The sequence below is a fragment of the Chimaeribacter coloradensis genome, from assembly GCF_002858715.1.
GTDB lineage: Bacteria > Pseudomonadota > Gammaproteobacteria > Enterobacterales > Enterobacteriaceae > Chimaeribacter > Chimaeribacter coloradensis.
This window is the reverse complement of sequence record NZ_PJZH01000004.1, coordinates 111,379-125,598: the sequence shown is the minus strand read 5'-3', so window position 1 is coordinate 125,598 and position 14,220 is coordinate 111,379. Positions and strand designations below refer to the sequence as shown.

The window sequence follows — 14,220 nt, the reverse complement described above, 5'->3', positions numbered from 1 at the left end:
CTGATAAACCGTCACTATGGATGGTTAAGAAATTCGTTGTTCCGTCAATGACGGAGAAGATGACCCTGCTGAGGAGGCCTTATGGCAATTGAATATGCAACGCTGGCTGGTGGCTGCTTCTGGTGTACGGAAGCGGTCTTTAATGATGTGGTCGGGGTGGTCTCGGTAGAGAGCGGCTACACCGGCGGCCATACGGAGAACCCGACTTACCGCCAGGTGTGTGCAGGGGATACCGGCCATGCGGAAGCGATCCGCGTCGGTTTCGACCCGGACAAGATCAGTTATGGCGACATTCTGGACATCAGCTTCGCCACCCATGATCCTACCCAGCTGAACCGCCAGGGGAATGACATCGGCACCCAGTACCGTTCCGCCATCTTCCCGGCCACGCCGGAGCAGGAGCAGGAAGCGAAAGCCGCTATCCAGCGCGCGCAGGCAGACAACAGCCAGCCGGTGGTCACCACCATTGAGCCGCTGAGCACCTGGTACCCGGCAGAGGATTACCACCAGAACTACTGGGACGGCGAAGGCCAGGAGAACCGCTACTGCATGGCCGTGATCCCGCCGAAGCTGCAAAAACTGCGCAAAAGCTTTGCCAACCGCACCAAATCCGCGAACAGCTGAATGGCGCGCAATGAAAAAGCCGGCTGAGAGCCGGCTTTTTTATGCCTTCAAACCTTCTGTAATCAGAAGTGGGTATTCAGGCTCATGTAGTAGGTGCGGCCCGATTCGTTGTAGGTGTTGGCCCCGGCCCCATACAGGTAGGAGTTGGTGGTGGCGTTGCCGGTGGTTTGGGCGTTGCCCTGGCGGAAGTGGCGTTTGTCGAACAGGTTGTCGATGCCCAGCGTGACGCTGACATATTTCGTCACGTCGTAGGTGCCGCTCGCCCCCAGCAGGGAGTAAGGGCTGACTTTCCACGTTTCACTGCCGGTCACCGCCTCACCCTTGTAGTTGTACTTCTTCGGCGTCTGGGTGCCGTACCAGGTCAGGGTGGTCTGCAGCGAGAGCTGCGGGGTCGCCTGCCAGCTCAACGTGGAGTTGAGCGTGTACTCCGGGATAATCGACAGCCGGTCGCCGGTGGTTTTGTTCTTGCTCTGCAGCATGTAGGTCAGGTTGTTATTCCACTGCACCGCGTCACCGAACGGGATGTTGACCGTGCCTTCCAGCCCTTCCACCACCGCTTTCGGGATGTTCTCCCACTTATAAACATCGGTCGCGCCGTTGGCAGAGGTGCTGACCGGCAGGTAGCCCGCCTCAATCTTGTTGCGGTAATCATTGCGGAACCAGGTGATGCCCGCCTGATACCCCTCATGTTTCCACTCCAGCCCCACCTCTTTGTTGATGCTGGTTTCCGGGCTGAGGTCGCTGTTGCCGACCAGGTAGCACCCGGCGGTGCTGGCCGGGCAGCCCTGGCCCCGGCTGTAGAGCAGGTAGTTGGGGTTGGTCTGGTAGAGGCTCGGCGCTTTATAGGCGCGGGCGATGCCGAGTTTCAGCGTGACGTCGTCACTCAGCCCCTGTGACAGGTTCAGGGAAGGGCTCCAGTTGTCGCCGACGATGCTGTGGTGGTCAAAACGCAGCGCCGGGGTCAGCATGGTGGTGTCGGTCAGCTCGATGTTGTCTTCGGCAAACAGCGAGAAGATCTCCGCCGAGGAGTAGGGGCTGCGGCCGCTGCCGGCGATGCCGTCCACCGCGCCGCCGGAGAGCGCCTGGGTGTTGGAGATGTTGTCTTTCATCCGCTGCTGGTTCCACTCCGCGCCGACGGTCGCCGTCTGGTTGACCCAAAGCTCAAACGGGATGCTGACCTCACTGTGCAGCAGCACATCATCGAGCTGGATCGAGGAGAAGCCGTCATCGGAGAAGATGCCCTCGGTGCCGCCCGCCAGCCCCTCATTCATGCGGGAGTTGCGGGTGTTCTCATACTGGGCGTAGTTCTTGGTACTGATGCCGTTGTCCCAGGCACCGTTCCATTTCACGGCGAAGTTCTGGCGATAGAGCCGGTTGGTCTCTTTGCCGTAGTTCTCCTCCACCAGCGCATTGGTATTGGTGTTCTGCGTGTCCCCGGCATAGAGGTTGCCCTGGCGGCTGTAGCCGGCTTCAAACTCCAGCGACTGCATCGGCGCAAAGGCCCAGTGGACCATCGCGTTGATGTCTTTGTTCACTGACCCTTCCCGCCCGGCCGGGATGGAGCTGGCATAGCTGCCGGTGCGATCGGCCTCATGCCCCTGGTTAATGTAGAGCGCGTCCGCCTGGGTTTTCGCCAGCCCGCCGTACAGGCGGAAGGTGACGTTATCCCCCAGCGGGCCGGAGAGGCTGAAGTTGGTGCGTTTGGTGGAACCCTCTTCATCATGCTGCGGCACGTTGAAGTAAGTGTTCCAGCTGCCGTGCCATTCCGGCGTGTCTTTTTTGGTGATGATGTTCACCACGCCGCCTGCCGCGCCGTTGCCGTACCGGGCAGCGGCCGGGCCGCGGATCACCTCGATGTGGTCGATCATCTCCGGCGGCACCCAGTTGCTGTCGCCGCGGGTGTCCCGCTCGCCGCGCCAGCCCAGGCGCACTGAGTTGCGGCTGGTGACCGGCACATCATCAATCAGGATCAGGGTGTTTTCCGGCCCCATACCACGGATGTCGATCTGGCGGTTATTGCCGCGCTGGCCGCTGGTGGAGTTGCCGGTCAGGTTGACGCCCGGCATGGTGCGGATGATCTCAGAGACATCACGCGCCGGGGGCCGCTTTTTGATCTCATCAGCGGTAATGGTGGAAACCCCCGGTGCCTGCAACGTCTGTTCGGCGGCGGTCACCAGCATGGTGTCACCGCTGTCACCGGCGGCGGTATCAGCCGCCGCGGCCTCTGCGGCAGCGGCCTGGGCGGTGATATTGCTTTGGTCTGCGGCGGTGCTGTTCTCTGCTGCCTGGGCATGCCCTGCCAAAAGGAGAGTACCGATACCGGCTTTAATCAGCATCGCTAATGGGTAACGCGTCGTTGTGTTCATTTTTGCTTTCCCGGCTGAACCTGTTTCTCCGGCCATCAGCCGGGACGGTTCTGAGCGCAATCAATATTTAACCAATTTGTTATTTTCCCTTTCCCCTGGGAACAGGTAACCTCTTGAAAACGCGCTGGCCCTTTTACATTGAGTTACAGGTTTCAACAGGCCGCACCACCCTATTTCAAATGAAAATAATTATCAATAACATTGTTAATTGAGAACCATTCATATTTTTAATATCGCAGGAAGAGGAACCGTACGCATGAACGATGAACACTACGCCCAGGCCGTCCATTTCAGCTTCGGGGATTCGCCGGAGATGGCAAACGCCCTGCTGGCGCTGGTATTGTCAGGCCAGAAGCGCGCGACCTGTGGCGCATTACAGTCTTACTACGATGACAACGACCCGCTGCCGCAGGCGGGGGAAATCAACGTGATTGAGGATGGTCACGGCCGCGCGGCCTGCGCGATTGAGGTGAAAGAGGTTTCGATCCTGCGCTACTGCGATGTGCCGGAGGAATTTGCCCTGGCCGAAGGGGAAGGCACCTTTGAGGAGTGGAAAGCGGAGCACCGTCGCTTTTTCAGCCGTAACGGGGCGTTCAGCGAAGAGATGAAACTGGTCTGTATGCGGTTCGAGGTGATTGAAGTTTTTGAGGCACCCGCCGCCTGAGTTGTTACTGAGTAAGGAGTCACTATCATGGAAGCATTGGTTCCGGTTATCACCACCGATCGGCTGGTGTTGCGCGGCCACACGCTGGCGGATGCCGCCGAGCAGGCACAATTATGGGGCGATGAGGAGGTCACGCGCTTTATCGGCGGCGACCCTTCCAGCCCTGAAGAGAGCTGGAGCCGCCTGCTGCGTTACGCCGGGCACTGGCACATGCTGGGGTTCGGCTACTGGGCGGTGGAGGAGCGGGCCAGCGGGCGCTACATCGGCTGCGCGGGCTTTGCCGATTACCAGCGCGCGCTGACCAAAGATGTCACCGGCATGGCGGAGATGGGCTGGACCTTTATGCCCGCGTTCCACGGCAAAGGCTATGCGCTGGAAGCGGTGCAGGCGGCGCAGGCGTGGGCGGCGGAGCACCTGAAAAGGCCGGTTTTCTGCATGATTAACCCGGAGAATCAGCCGTCGATCCGGCTGGCGCTCCGGGCCGGGTTCACCGCAGACGGGGAAGACCAGTACCACGGCCGCCCGGTCAACCTCTACTGCTACCAGGCGGCATAACGCCGCAGCGCTTACCCGCCGCCGAGGTAGGCCTTGCGCACCTCCTGGTTCTGGAGCAGATCGCGGCCGCTGCCGGTGAGGCGGATCTGGCCGGTGGCCATCACGTAGCCCCGGTCGGAGAGCTTCAGCGCGTGGTTGGCGTTCTGCTCCACCAGAAACAGCGTCATGCCGCTTTGGGTCAGCTCCCGCAGGATGGTGAAAATCTGCTTCACCACCATTGGCGCCAGCCCCAGGCTCGGCTCATCCAGCAGCAGGAGTTTCGGGCGGCTCATCAGGGCGCGGGCGATCGCCAGCATCTGCTGCTCGCCGCCGGAGAGCGTCATCGCCCGCTGGGTGCGCCGCTCCTCCAGCCGCGGGAACAGCGAGAACATCCGCGCCAGATCCTCTTTCACATAGCGGTCACCAATGGGCAACGTACCCATCAGCATATTCTCCTCCACGCTCATATCCGGGAAAATGCGCCGCCCCTCCGGTGCCTGGGCGATGCCGCTGCCGGCGATAAAGTGCGTCGAACGGCGGCTGATCGGCTCGCCACGATAGAAGATCTCGCCCGCGGCGATGCGCGGCTGGCCGAAAATCGACATCAGCAGCGTGGACTTGCCCGCGCCGTTCGCGCCAATCAGTGACACGGTTTCGCCCTCATGCACCGTCAGCGAGACATCCTTCAGCGCCTGCACCGGCCCGTAAAACACATCCACATTGCGGAACTCCAGCATCACATCCTTCACGCCGCTTCCTCCTCGTCGGTGCCCAGATAAGCGGCAATCACCCGGTCATCATGCTGGATCTGCTGCGGCGTGCCGCGCGCGATCACATCCCCGTGGTCGAGCACAATCACATGGTCAGAGATCTCCATCACCATGCCCATATCATGCTCGATCAGCAAAATGGTGATGCCGTGCTGCTGGCGCAGAAAACGGATGATGCGGCTCAGCGCCACGGTTTCCACCGGGTTCAGCCCGGCGGCGGGTTCATCCAGGCAGAGCATCTCCGGCAGGGTGCACATGGCGCGGGCAATCTCCAGCCGCCGCTGCTGGCCATAAGAGAGCGTCCCGGCCAGCCGGTTGGCGCATTCCACCAGATCCACCACCTCCAGCCAGTAAAAGGCCTGATCCAGCGCCCGGCTCTCTGCGCGGCGGTAGCCCGGCGTGTTAAAGATGCCCGCCAGCAGGTTGCGGTTGGCGCGCATATGCTGCGCCACCAGCAGGTTCTCCACCACCGACAGCTCGCGGAACAGCCGGATGTTCTGGAACGTCCGCGCCAGCCCGGCGCGGTTCACCAGGTGGGTGCCGCCGAACATCTTGTACCAGAGGCGGCGGCCCAGCCGGGCGGGGTGGATGAGATCGCTTGCGTGCAGCTTCTCGCCGAGGATGGCGATCACATCGGTGGGGCGCGCCTGGGTATGCAGCCGGATGTGGCCGCCGCTGGCGCGGTAAAAGCCGGTCAGGCAGTTGAACACCGTGGTTTTGCCTGCGCCGTTGGGGCCAATCAGCGCGGTGATGGAGCCGCGATCCACATCCAGGCTGACGTCATTCAGCGCCCGGATACCGCCGAAGTGCATCATTAACCGTTCGACCTGCAAAATCTTATCACTCACGGGGCGACTCCTTTGCGAAGGGCAAAACCGCTGCGGCTGGTGCGCACCAGACCGCGCGGCCGCCAGATCATCATCAGCACCATCAGCACGCCGAACAGCAGCACCCGGTACTCGGCAAAACTGCGCAGCAGCTCGGGGGCGACCGTCAGCACAAAGGCCGCCAGCACCACGCCGAGGGTGGACCCCATGCCGCCCAGCACCACAATCGCCAGGATCAGCGCCGACTCGAAAAAGGTGAACGAGGTGGGGTTGACGAAGCCCTGGTAGCTGGCGAAAAAGACCCCGGCCAGCCCGGCGGTGGAGGCACCCAGCATAAAGGCGGAGAGCTTCACCAGCACATGGTTCAGCCCCAGCGAACGGCAGGCGATCTCATCCTCGCGCAGCGCTTCCCAGGCGCGGCCGATCGGCATCCGCGTCAGGCGGTGTTTGATGTAGAGCACCAGCAGCACCACCAGGCAGAGCACCGTATAGATAAAGATGAACTTGAGGTTGGGGTTATAGGTGATGCCGAGGAACTCGTGGATCGGCGTGCCGCCCTCGCGGGCGCGGCGGCCGAATTCCAGGCCGAAAAAGGTCGGGGCAGGCACGGAGATGCCGTTCGGCCCGCCGGTCACGGTCAGCCAGTTATTCAGCACCAGCCGGATAATCTCGCCAAAGCCGAGGGTGACAATCGCCAGGTAGTCGCCATGCATCCGCAACACCGGGAAGCCGAGCAGCGCCCCGGCCGCGGCGGCCAGCAGCGCCGCCAGCGGCAGCATCGACCAGAACCCCAGCCCCAGATGCTGGTAACCCAGCGCCAGCCCGTACGCGCCAATCGCATAAAAAGCGACGTAGCCGAGGTCAAGCAGCCCGGCCAGCCCGACCACAATGTTCAGCCCCAGCCCCAGCAGCACGTAAATCAGGCCGAGGATCGCCACCGTCAGCAGGTATTTGGTGGCGACAAACGGGAACAGCGCCGCCAGCAGCACCAGCAGCGGGATGATCCAGCGCAGCCGCGAGCGGTAACCCGCCTCCTGCACATAGACGCCCTGATCCGCTGCCTCAAATTTCGCCGCTATCCGCCGACCGGCCGCGCTTTGCCACAGCAGGCCCAGCAGCAGGCGGCCGGCGAACACCACGCCGACGATCACCGCCACCCGCAGCGGCTCGGTGTGGTACTGGTAGCCGTCCAGCACCACGCCCACCACCGGGCCGAACACCACCAGCGCAATCAGCCCGGCGACCAGCGCATCCATCAGGATCTGTGTCAGGGTCACGCCTGCGGCGTGTTGTTTCTGCGTCATAACCGCTCCTCAGACCTTGGCGACCAGCGGCCGCCCCAGCAACCCCTGCGGCCGGAAGATCAGGATCACCACCAGCAGCGCGAAGGAGAAGACATCCTTGTAGTCGGAGTTCACCAGCCCGGCGAACTGCGCCTCCGAGACCCCCAGCAGCAGCCCGCCGAGCATTGCCCCCGGCAGCGAACCGATGCCGCCCAGCACCGCGGCGGTAAAGGCCTTGATACCGATGATAAAGCCCGCGTAGAAATCGAACGTGCCGTAGTTCAGTGTGATCAGCACCCCCGCCAGCCCGGCCATCGCCGCGCCGATCACAAACACCAGCGAGATGACGCGGTCGGTGTTGATGCCGAGAATCGACGCCATTTTGCGGTCCTGCTGGGTGGCGCGGCAGATACGCCCCAGCCGCGTACACTGGATCACCCAGGTGAGGATCGCCATCCCGGCCAGCGAGGCGACCAGGATAAAGACTTTGGTATAGGTCAACTGCACGATGCCCTCACCGATATGCAGGCGGATCGCCCCGCTCAGCAGGGTCGGGATGCCCTGCTGGTTCGGCCCCTGGCTGAGCTGGGCGTAGTTTTGCAGGATCAGCGAGATACCGATGGCGGAAATCAGCGGCGCGAGTCGGGTGGAGTTGCGCAGCGGCCGGTAGGCGATGCGCTCAATCACCCAGCCGTAGACGCCGGTCACCACCAGCGTAAACACCAGCGTGCCGAGCATCAGCAACGGGAAAGAGTGCAACCCGAACGAGGAGAGCAGCGCCAGCGCAATGGCGCAGAGGTAGGCGGAGATCATATAGACCTCGCCGTGGGCGAAATTGATCATGCCGATAATGCCGTACACCATGGTGTAGCCGATGGCGATCAGGCCATACACCGCGCCCAGCGTCAGGCCGTTCAAAAGCTGTTGTACAAAGAAAGCGTCACTCATCGCAGGACTCCTGGAGGCATGCCCGGCCAGGCGGCAAGGCGGGGGCAGGCACGGCCCGTGACGTCCACGGGCCGTGCCTGCTGCTCAGCAACTCAGCCGTTCAGAGCGGGTGGTAGTGGCCTTTGTCATCCCACTGGTAGACCACGTAGTCCGAGACTTTCAGGTCGCCTTTGCTGTCCCAGGCTTTTTTGCCCATCACCGTATCGACGCTGTGTGATTTCAGCCATTCACTGGCTTTGGCGCTGTCAGGGCCGCCCACGGCGTTGAACGCGGCAGCGATGGCCTGCACGGAGGCGTAGGCGTAAAGGGTGTAGCCTTCCGGCTCGAAGCCGCCGGCACGGAATTTATCAATCACTGCTTTGCCTTCCGGGATCGTGCGCGGGTCGTTGCCGAAGGTCATCAGCACGCCTTTGGTGTATTGCGGGCCACCGGCGGCCGTGACCATCTCTTCCGTGACCACGCAATCCCCGGAGAAGAACTTCGCCTCCACGCCCTGTTCACGCATCTGGCGCACCAGCGGCCCCGCTTCCGGGTGGCAGCCGCCGAAGTAAACCACATCGGGTTTCAGGGCGCCGATCTTGGTCACCAGCGCGTTGAAATCTTTCTCACCACGCGACAGCCCCTCATACAGGATGGCGTTAGTGCCGTGTGTTTTCAGCGCCGCGCGGGTGGCGTCCGCCAGCCCCTGGCCGTAGGTGTCTTTGTCATGGATGACGACGACCTTGCTCGCTTTCAGTTTGTCGAACATATAGTTGGCGGCCACCGCCCCCTGCTGGTCGTCGCGGCCGCACATGCGGAACACGCCGGTCATGCGGCGTTCGGTGATCTGCGGGTTGGTTGAGCCGGGGGTGATGCTGATGATCCCGGCCTCTTCATAGACTTCGGAGGCGGGCATGGTGGAGGAGGAGCAGAAGTGGCCGATCACCGCCGCCACGTGGGACTGGTCTACCAGCCGGTTCGCCACCGCCACCGCCTGTTTTGGTTCGCAGGCGTCATCGCCCTGCACCAGCGTAATTTTCTCGCCGTTGATGCCCCCGGCGGCGTTGATGTCCTCAGCGGCCTGGGACGCGCCTTTCCAGTATTGCGCCCCGTAGGTGGCATTCGGCCCGGAGAACGGCCCGGCTACGCCAATCACAATATCCGCCTGGGCGGAGAAAGCGGCGATACAACAACCCGACAGTGCAGCCAGCAGAGGAAGCTTAATCAGTGTTCTGGACATGGTTGAATTCCTTGGCACGAAAAAGTGAAACGCCGGACTGCGGCGCGGAAGCATTCAATTGTCAGTTACCACAGCATGACCGCGCGATTCGTGGTGAAAGCGCAACGGTGAATAAGCAAGAACCCCGCCACCTCGCCGCACGGCCTGAAAACAGGCCCGCGGGCGCGGCGTGGCGGGCAGGGACGATCGTCCTGGGGGCAGTAGGGGAAGCCTGATCGCATCCATCGCGATCCTGCCTGGGTGCAGCGCTTTCACAGCCTAGCCGAGCGTTCAGAAATTGTGCATATCAAAAAAACAAAAGCTTGAAGCCGGTAAACAAATCGCCTTGTTTTGGTGCGTTTTTGCACAGTCGCGCACTCTTTTCCCTCATTGCTCCCGGGGAGACCACCCGGGCCATGCTGCAAAATGAAAAAGCAGGGGTAATCTTCACCGGTTAATGGACAGCGGAATGTAAATAAATTTTTCAGTGACTCAGCGCGCTATTCCGGGAAAAAAGGCGGGGGGCGTTTACAGCTTTTTAATTTAAAAGCGTTTTTTCTTAACTGAAAAAGAAACGGTATGATTTTTCCTCACTAGGATTAACCTTAAAACCGGGTAAAAAAACGTTTTACGCCTGCCGGGATGACCATCCTGTACTACAGTTAATTCCTGTGTAGGCAAGATATTTATCTGGTTTTATCAGATAGGCAAAATTTAAATGCTTATTAAAAAGATATGTAAAGCTGAATCTATTATATATCCCCGGTGCATTCCGGGAAATAAAACCAGGCAATATGGCCAGTAGCAAAAGAAAGGGAGTTGATGATGACCAGGAAAACAACCCATGCGAAAGAGGGCGCTTCAACAGAGAGCCGTGAGGTTCAGGAAGCCTTGATTCCCCTCGCACAAGAGCAGGTGGATGTCTCCAAGGAGAAGGTCGTCAAAGGCCGTGTTACCGTGACGCGCAAAACCGTGGTTCATCAGCAACCGATTGATGAGTTGCTGCATAAAGAACAGGTTGAGGTGAAGCGTATTCCCAAAGGAGAGAGGGTAGACGTTATTCCCGCCATCCGTGAGGAGAATGGCGTCACGATTATTCCGGTCGTCGAAGAGGAGATTGAGGTCATACGTCGCCTGGTGCTCAAGGAGGAGTTACATATTAAGAAGGTCACTACACAACAGCCGTTCCAGGATATTGTCACACTTCGCAGTCAGGAAGTGTCTATCGATCGGCAGGAAGAGGAAGGGAAATAAAACCCTTTTCCGACTCATAAATCACCGCTAAAGCAAAAGAGGAAAATATCATGGCACACGAAAAAATCGTTACCTTATTTGATACGACTCAACAGGCCGAAGCAGCGCGTAAAAATCTTATTAAAGCCGGGTTTGCCGATCACGAGATCAGTCTGATTACCGGTGAGAACCTGAAACATGAAGGCAAGGCGATCCGCCACCCGAGCATCTGGCAGCGCCTGTTTGGTGAAACCGTTGAGGATGATTACGCAGAAGTGTATACCCGTGCGATGGATACAGGCGGCGTAATCCTGACCTTACGTGCAGACGAAGATGACACTGCCCGCGCTATGGCTATCCTTGACCGCCACCAGGCGGTGGACGTGCCGTCCCGCCGTAATGGGGTTGAAACCCCGGCCCTGGGTGCCACTGAGAACCATGATGCCATCCACACCTCCCTGACCGGTGATGAAACCGAAGAAGAGATCCTGCGCCTGGCCGAAGAGAACCTGGAAGTCGGTAAGCGCCTGGTGAAAGAGGGGTCGACCCGCGTCCGCCGTTATGTGACGACCGAAGACGTGACAGCCGAAGTGGCGCTGCACGAACAACATGCTGACATCTTCCGCCGCGCGGTGGATGAACCGGCCTACCTGAATGATATCGACTGGTCTGAAAAAGTCGTCGAGGTAACAGAAACCCATGAGCAACCGGTTATCAATAAAACGGCCAAAATCGTTGAGGAAGTGGTGGTTCGCAAAGACGAAAGCAGCCGGGTCGAAACCATCAACGACACCGTCCGCCGCCAGAACGTAGAAGTTGAGCACGTGGACGCTGACCGCGACCTGGCCGCAGGCGGCGTGACCGGTACCAGCACCACTGGTGTAACCGGTACTGGCACCACTGACGTAACCGGCACCGGTACCACTGGTGTGACAGGGGCCGGCACCACCGGCGCAGCCAAACCTACCGGCACCACCAGCCCGCTGGGCAGCACTGATCCGCTGCTGAATAAAGACCCGCTGGGCAGCAAAAAGCCGCTGGAAAATAACGACCCGCTGGCCAGCCGTGACCCGGTCAGCGACATTACCAAAAATGCCACCTCCGGCAGCACCACGCCGAATGGCGTCATCAATAACCCGAAAAAATAAGGGCATTGATAACCGCTATTAAGCCTTTCTGTGTCTGAAGAACGCGCTTGATCAGAAAGCCACCCGCAAGGGTGGCTTTTTTGTTGCTGCAATTCCCTTTATTTCCCCTGGCCTTTATCCGAAAAACCCTCAGGTATGCCGGTTTATCAGTGGGGGAAAGTCACCGATCTTTCAGTCTCATTGATTATTAGCGCCACACTATCGCGGCGCGCTTTTCTGCCGTGGCTTATACATCGGGTAATAAATTAGCCGGAAAAGTTTTATTTCATTGCCGGTTATGCTCAGGCCTGCACTATTTCATTTGCATCAGGCAGCAAACGCCGGTGCACCGCGCTATACCGGGGGCGGGCGTATGAAACAGGTGTTATCAGCTTGTGTGATTTGTAAGCGAAAAGCACGTGGTGCAGGTGAAATGCATGCGCGATATAACAATTTTGCCTGTTTAATGCACAGCAGCAATGAAATTTCACTTCGTAACCGGTTAAATCAGCTGATGGGTTTTGGCGCTGTGTGACCGCCGGGGCCGCCATGTTTTATTAGAACTGTGAAAGTAAATTCCGGCAGAGTTGAATAATAAAAAGGTAAAATAGGAGTGTTCTTGTAGACAAATTACTTGCCAGTTTAAGTTTAATTTCGTTAATTTACTCCCGTCATCGACGGCCCTTCTCTTCATTTCCTGCGTGTAGAAAAGAATATACGCCCAATCAGCGCGTTATTTTTTGATGCCTGGGAAATAAAGCAGCAACGCCGTTCAGGTTAACAGCGTCTTATATATCAGGCCTGTCCCGATGCCCGCCACACATGGCCGGTATGATTTCAAGCGGCATCAGACGTACCGGCATGTTTGCCAGAGAGGCGTTATGCCAGTGATTACTTTTTATTTGATTACCCATTAAAACAGTGTGAATTAAACATCTCTTTCTTGGCGAGGAATTTTTATGAATCTGCACACAGCTGCGTCAGCCGATATGTCTGTTTCCGACACGTTCCAGATCGACGGTAATAGCATGGTCTCTTCACAAGCCGTCACGCCGGTGTTTATCGGGTGCTTTGCCCACCATGACGCCCGCACCGGTATGAGCCTGACCCGCGTGACAGACCTGCAGGATTTCTCCCGGCACTTCCTGGGCGCAGAGAGCCGCGACCTGCTGCAGGCGGACATCCGTGACCTGCCGGTGATGGTCTCGGTGACAGGCTATGAGCAGAGCATTAACTTCGTCCTGAACCCTTACACCCTGTTTGTCCAGCAGGCGATCATGAACTGGCAGGACAGCAGCCTGAGCCTGAACTACAGCGAAGATGAGCTGCTGGGCATGGCCGCCGAGGCCGATGCCGCGATGCCGGCCAACGCAGGCTTTATGGCAGAGATGCTGGAGCAGGTGAGCAACCACTACCTGACCAGCTACTACGCGGTGCGCCACTACTTTGAAAACGGCGGCACCGCCTGTTACCTGCTCTCTGTGGGCAACCCGGAGCAGGTGGACATCCACGCCGTGGCTGAGATGATCGCCTACCAGCCGGAAATCGACCTGACCTGCTCACTGCTCGACGCGGCCTGCCTGCCGGCGTTGCAGGCGGCCCTGCCGGTGCAGGCCCCGCTGTTTGAGGTGAACCAGACCCAGCACGGCCTGGCGACCCACGCACAGGGTAAAGATGAGATCTGTTTGTTTGACCCGCGTGATGAACGCCGGGTGGCGCTGTTTATGCTCACCGACGGTGAAAATGACCCGGTGCCGCTGACCCTGGCTGAGCTGCGCGCCCAGCAGCCTGCGCTGGCCGAACAGGTGCGCAACCGCCTGAGCGCGGTCTCCCTGCCGGTACTGCTGCCGCTGGCGGCGGCGCAACTCGGCAGCTACTGCCAACTGGCCAACGCCCAGGGCAGCCGCACCGGGCTTGTGATCAAAGAGATGCCGCTGTCAGGCATCCGTGCGCTGTTTGACCAGCACGGCCTGCCGCTGACTATCACTCCCCCAGCGGACGACCTGGCGCTGTTGATGGCCGCCGTCCAGCCGCAGGTCACCCTCAGCCCATGCGCGGCCTGAGCATAAACAGCGCCCGCCAATAGCCGCAACGTCTCTGTTGGTATCTGCCCGCCGCCGGGCTTTCTCCTGGCGGCGGGCTTTTTATTTTCAACTATCTGACTATTAGGTAACCAACTCGTAACAAAAAACTTGAGAACTTAAAACAGAGAGCAGAGAATACGCGCGCCGCCCTGTTCTGTGGAGGAGTTCCCCAGAACAGGGCGGTGGATCAGGCCGGATAGCCACCTATTTTTCCGGCAACCAGAATAATCTCTCGTTATCCCGCCGTCAGGGCCGGATAAACGACGGTGCGGCCTGCGCGTTACGTTACCGGCACCGTGTGTAGCCAGCCCCGGACGGGCGGCGCGGGAGGCTGGAATGCAGGCGCGTTTCCCCGATAGTTGACGAGTATCGTCGTGACGTCCCCTTTCTTTTTCTGGTTGCCGCCCGGCGACAGCAGCAAAAAACCGTGGAAATGCTGCACAGAGACCCACTTAAGCCGCCATTTTGCTGAATACCGGCTAATGTTTTAAGCAGGGCTGCTGAATGCCGGCATCGTTTCGCCGTCATCTGCGCCTGCTACCGGCAGGCCTCAGGTCAACCG

At 59.5% G+C, this 14,220-nt stretch carries 13 protein-coding genes; 7 read left to right on the top strand and 6 right to left on the bottom strand.

Translation table 11 applies throughout. From position 1 onward, the window contains the following. Positions 1-81 precede the first annotated feature (81 nt). Entirely contained in the window at positions 82-624 is a 543-nt protein-coding gene (gene msrA, locus CYR32_RS06900; RefSeq protein ID WP_101823660.1) for a peptide-methionine (S)-S-oxide reductase MsrA, read from the top strand. A gap of 62 nt (positions 625-686) precedes the next feature. On the opposite strand, the gene CYR32_RS06895 is transcribed toward msrA, so the two are convergent. Next, on the bottom strand, positions 687-2,990 hold the full coding sequence (locus tag CYR32_RS06895) for a TonB-dependent siderophore receptor (RefSeq protein WP_101823659.1): 2,304 nt from the start codon (positions 2,988-2,990) through the stop codon (positions 687-689). 256 nt (positions 2,991-3,246) lie between these two features. On the opposite strand from CYR32_RS06895, the gene CYR32_RS06890 reads away from it, so the two are divergent. Both CYR32_RS06890 and CYR32_RS06885 read left to right on the top strand, forming a co-directional pair. Beyond that, entirely contained in the window at positions 3,247-3,654 is a 408-nt protein-coding gene (locus CYR32_RS06890) for an ASCH domain-containing protein (RefSeq protein WP_101823658.1), read from the top strand. Positions 3,655-3,681: 27 nt separating this feature from the next. Further along, complete coding sequence (locus CYR32_RS06885; RefSeq protein ID WP_101823657.1) at positions 3,682-4,209, top strand: GNAT family N-acetyltransferase; 528 nt, start codon at positions 3,682-3,684, stop codon at positions 4,207-4,209. 11 nt (positions 4,210-4,220) lie between these two features. Here the strand turns inward: CYR32_RS06885 and CYR32_RS06880 are convergent, their stop codons facing one another. From CYR32_RS06880 to CYR32_RS06860, 5 genes are all read right to left on the bottom strand, one after another. Further along, the gene (locus CYR32_RS06880) at positions 4,221-4,937 is read right to left on the bottom strand and encodes an ABC transporter ATP-binding protein (RefSeq protein WP_101823656.1); all 717 of its coding nucleotides are present in this window, start codon (positions 4,935-4,937) and stop codon (positions 4,221-4,223) included. Next, entirely contained in the window at positions 4,934-5,806 is an 873-nt protein-coding gene (locus CYR32_RS06875; protein WP_101823655.1) for an ABC transporter ATP-binding protein, read from the bottom strand. Before CYR32_RS06875 ends, CYR32_RS06880 begins: the two co-directional genes overlap by 4 nt. Beyond that, positions 5,803-7,089, bottom strand: coding sequence for a high-affinity branched-chain amino acid ABC transporter permease LivM (gene livM, locus CYR32_RS06870; RefSeq protein WP_101823654.1), 1,287 nt, complete (start codon positions 7,087-7,089; stop codon positions 5,803-5,805). Before livM ends, CYR32_RS06875 begins: the two co-directional genes overlap by 4 nt. 9 nt (positions 7,090-7,098) lie before the next feature. Continuing rightward, positions 7,099-8,016, bottom strand: coding sequence for an ABC transporter permease subunit (locus tag CYR32_RS06865; RefSeq protein WP_101823653.1), 918 nt, complete (start codon positions 8,014-8,016; stop codon positions 7,099-7,101). Between the two features lie 100 nt (positions 8,017-8,116). Further along, on the bottom strand, positions 8,117-9,235 hold the full coding sequence (locus CYR32_RS06860) for a branched-chain amino acid ABC transporter substrate-binding protein (protein ID WP_101823652.1): 1,119 nt from the start codon (positions 9,233-9,235) through the stop codon (positions 8,117-8,119). An 804-nt stretch (positions 9,236-10,039) separates the two neighbouring features. Here CYR32_RS06860 and CYR32_RS06855 point away from each other — a divergent pair. The 4 genes from CYR32_RS06855 (at position 10,040) to CYR32_RS06845 (ending at position 13,637) form a co-directional block, all read left to right on the top strand. After that, positions 10,040-10,468: a YsnF/AvaK domain-containing protein gene (locus CYR32_RS06855; RefSeq protein ID WP_165698194.1), complete on the top strand. Its 429-nt coding sequence runs from the start codon at positions 10,040-10,042 to the stop codon at positions 10,466-10,468. Positions 10,469-10,518: 50 nt separating this feature from the next. After that, on the top strand, positions 10,519-11,595 hold the full coding sequence (locus CYR32_RS06850; RefSeq protein ID WP_101823650.1) for a YsnF/AvaK domain-containing protein: 1,077 nt from the start codon (positions 10,519-10,521) through the stop codon (positions 11,593-11,595). Between the two features lie 352 nt (positions 11,596-11,947). Next, entirely contained in the window at positions 11,948-12,109 is a 162-nt protein-coding gene (locus CYR32_RS21655) for a hypothetical protein (protein WP_165698193.1), read from the top strand. A gap of 424 nt (positions 12,110-12,533) precedes the next feature. Next, positions 12,534-13,637: a hypothetical protein gene (locus CYR32_RS06845; RefSeq protein ID WP_101823649.1), complete on the top strand. Its 1,104-nt coding sequence runs from the start codon at positions 12,534-12,536 to the stop codon at positions 13,635-13,637. Positions 13,638-14,220: the final 583 nt, after the last annotated feature.

Coding starts and splice junctions, on each gene's coding strand:
- CYR32_RS06895 (WP_101823659.1), bottom strand. CDS start 2,990: ATGAACACAACGACGCGTTACCCATTAGCGATGCTGATTAAAGCCGGT.
- CYR32_RS06890 (WP_101823658.1), top strand. CDS start 3,247: ATGAACGATGAACACTACGCCCAGGCCGTCCATTTCAGCTTCGGGGAT.
- CYR32_RS21655 (WP_165698193.1), top strand. CDS start 11,948: ATGAAACAGGTGTTATCAGCTTGTGTGATTTGTAAGCGAAAAGCACGT.
- CYR32_RS06885 (WP_101823657.1), top strand. CDS start 3,682: ATGGAAGCATTGGTTCCGGTTATCACCACCGATCGGCTGGTGTTGCGC.
- CYR32_RS06855 (WP_165698194.1), top strand. CDS start 10,040: ATGACCAGGAAAACAACCCATGCGAAAGAGGGCGCTTCAACAGAGAGC.
- CYR32_RS06845 (WP_101823649.1), top strand. CDS start 12,534: ATGAATCTGCACACAGCTGCGTCAGCCGATATGTCTGTTTCCGACACG.
- CYR32_RS06865 (WP_101823653.1), bottom strand. CDS start 8,016: ATGAGTGACGCTTTCTTTGTACAACAGCTTTTGAACGGCCTGACGCTG.
- CYR32_RS06860 (WP_101823652.1), bottom strand. CDS start 9,235: ATGTCCAGAACACTGATTAAGCTTCCTCTGCTGGCTGCACTGTCGGGT.
- msrA (WP_101823660.1), top strand. CDS start 82: ATGGCAATTGAATATGCAACGCTGGCTGGTGGCTGCTTCTGGTGTACG.
- livM (WP_101823654.1), bottom strand. CDS start 7,089: ATGACGCAGAAACAACACGCCGCAGGCGTGACCCTGACACAGATCCTG.
- CYR32_RS06850 (WP_101823650.1), top strand. CDS start 10,519: ATGGCACACGAAAAAATCGTTACCTTATTTGATACGACTCAACAGGCC.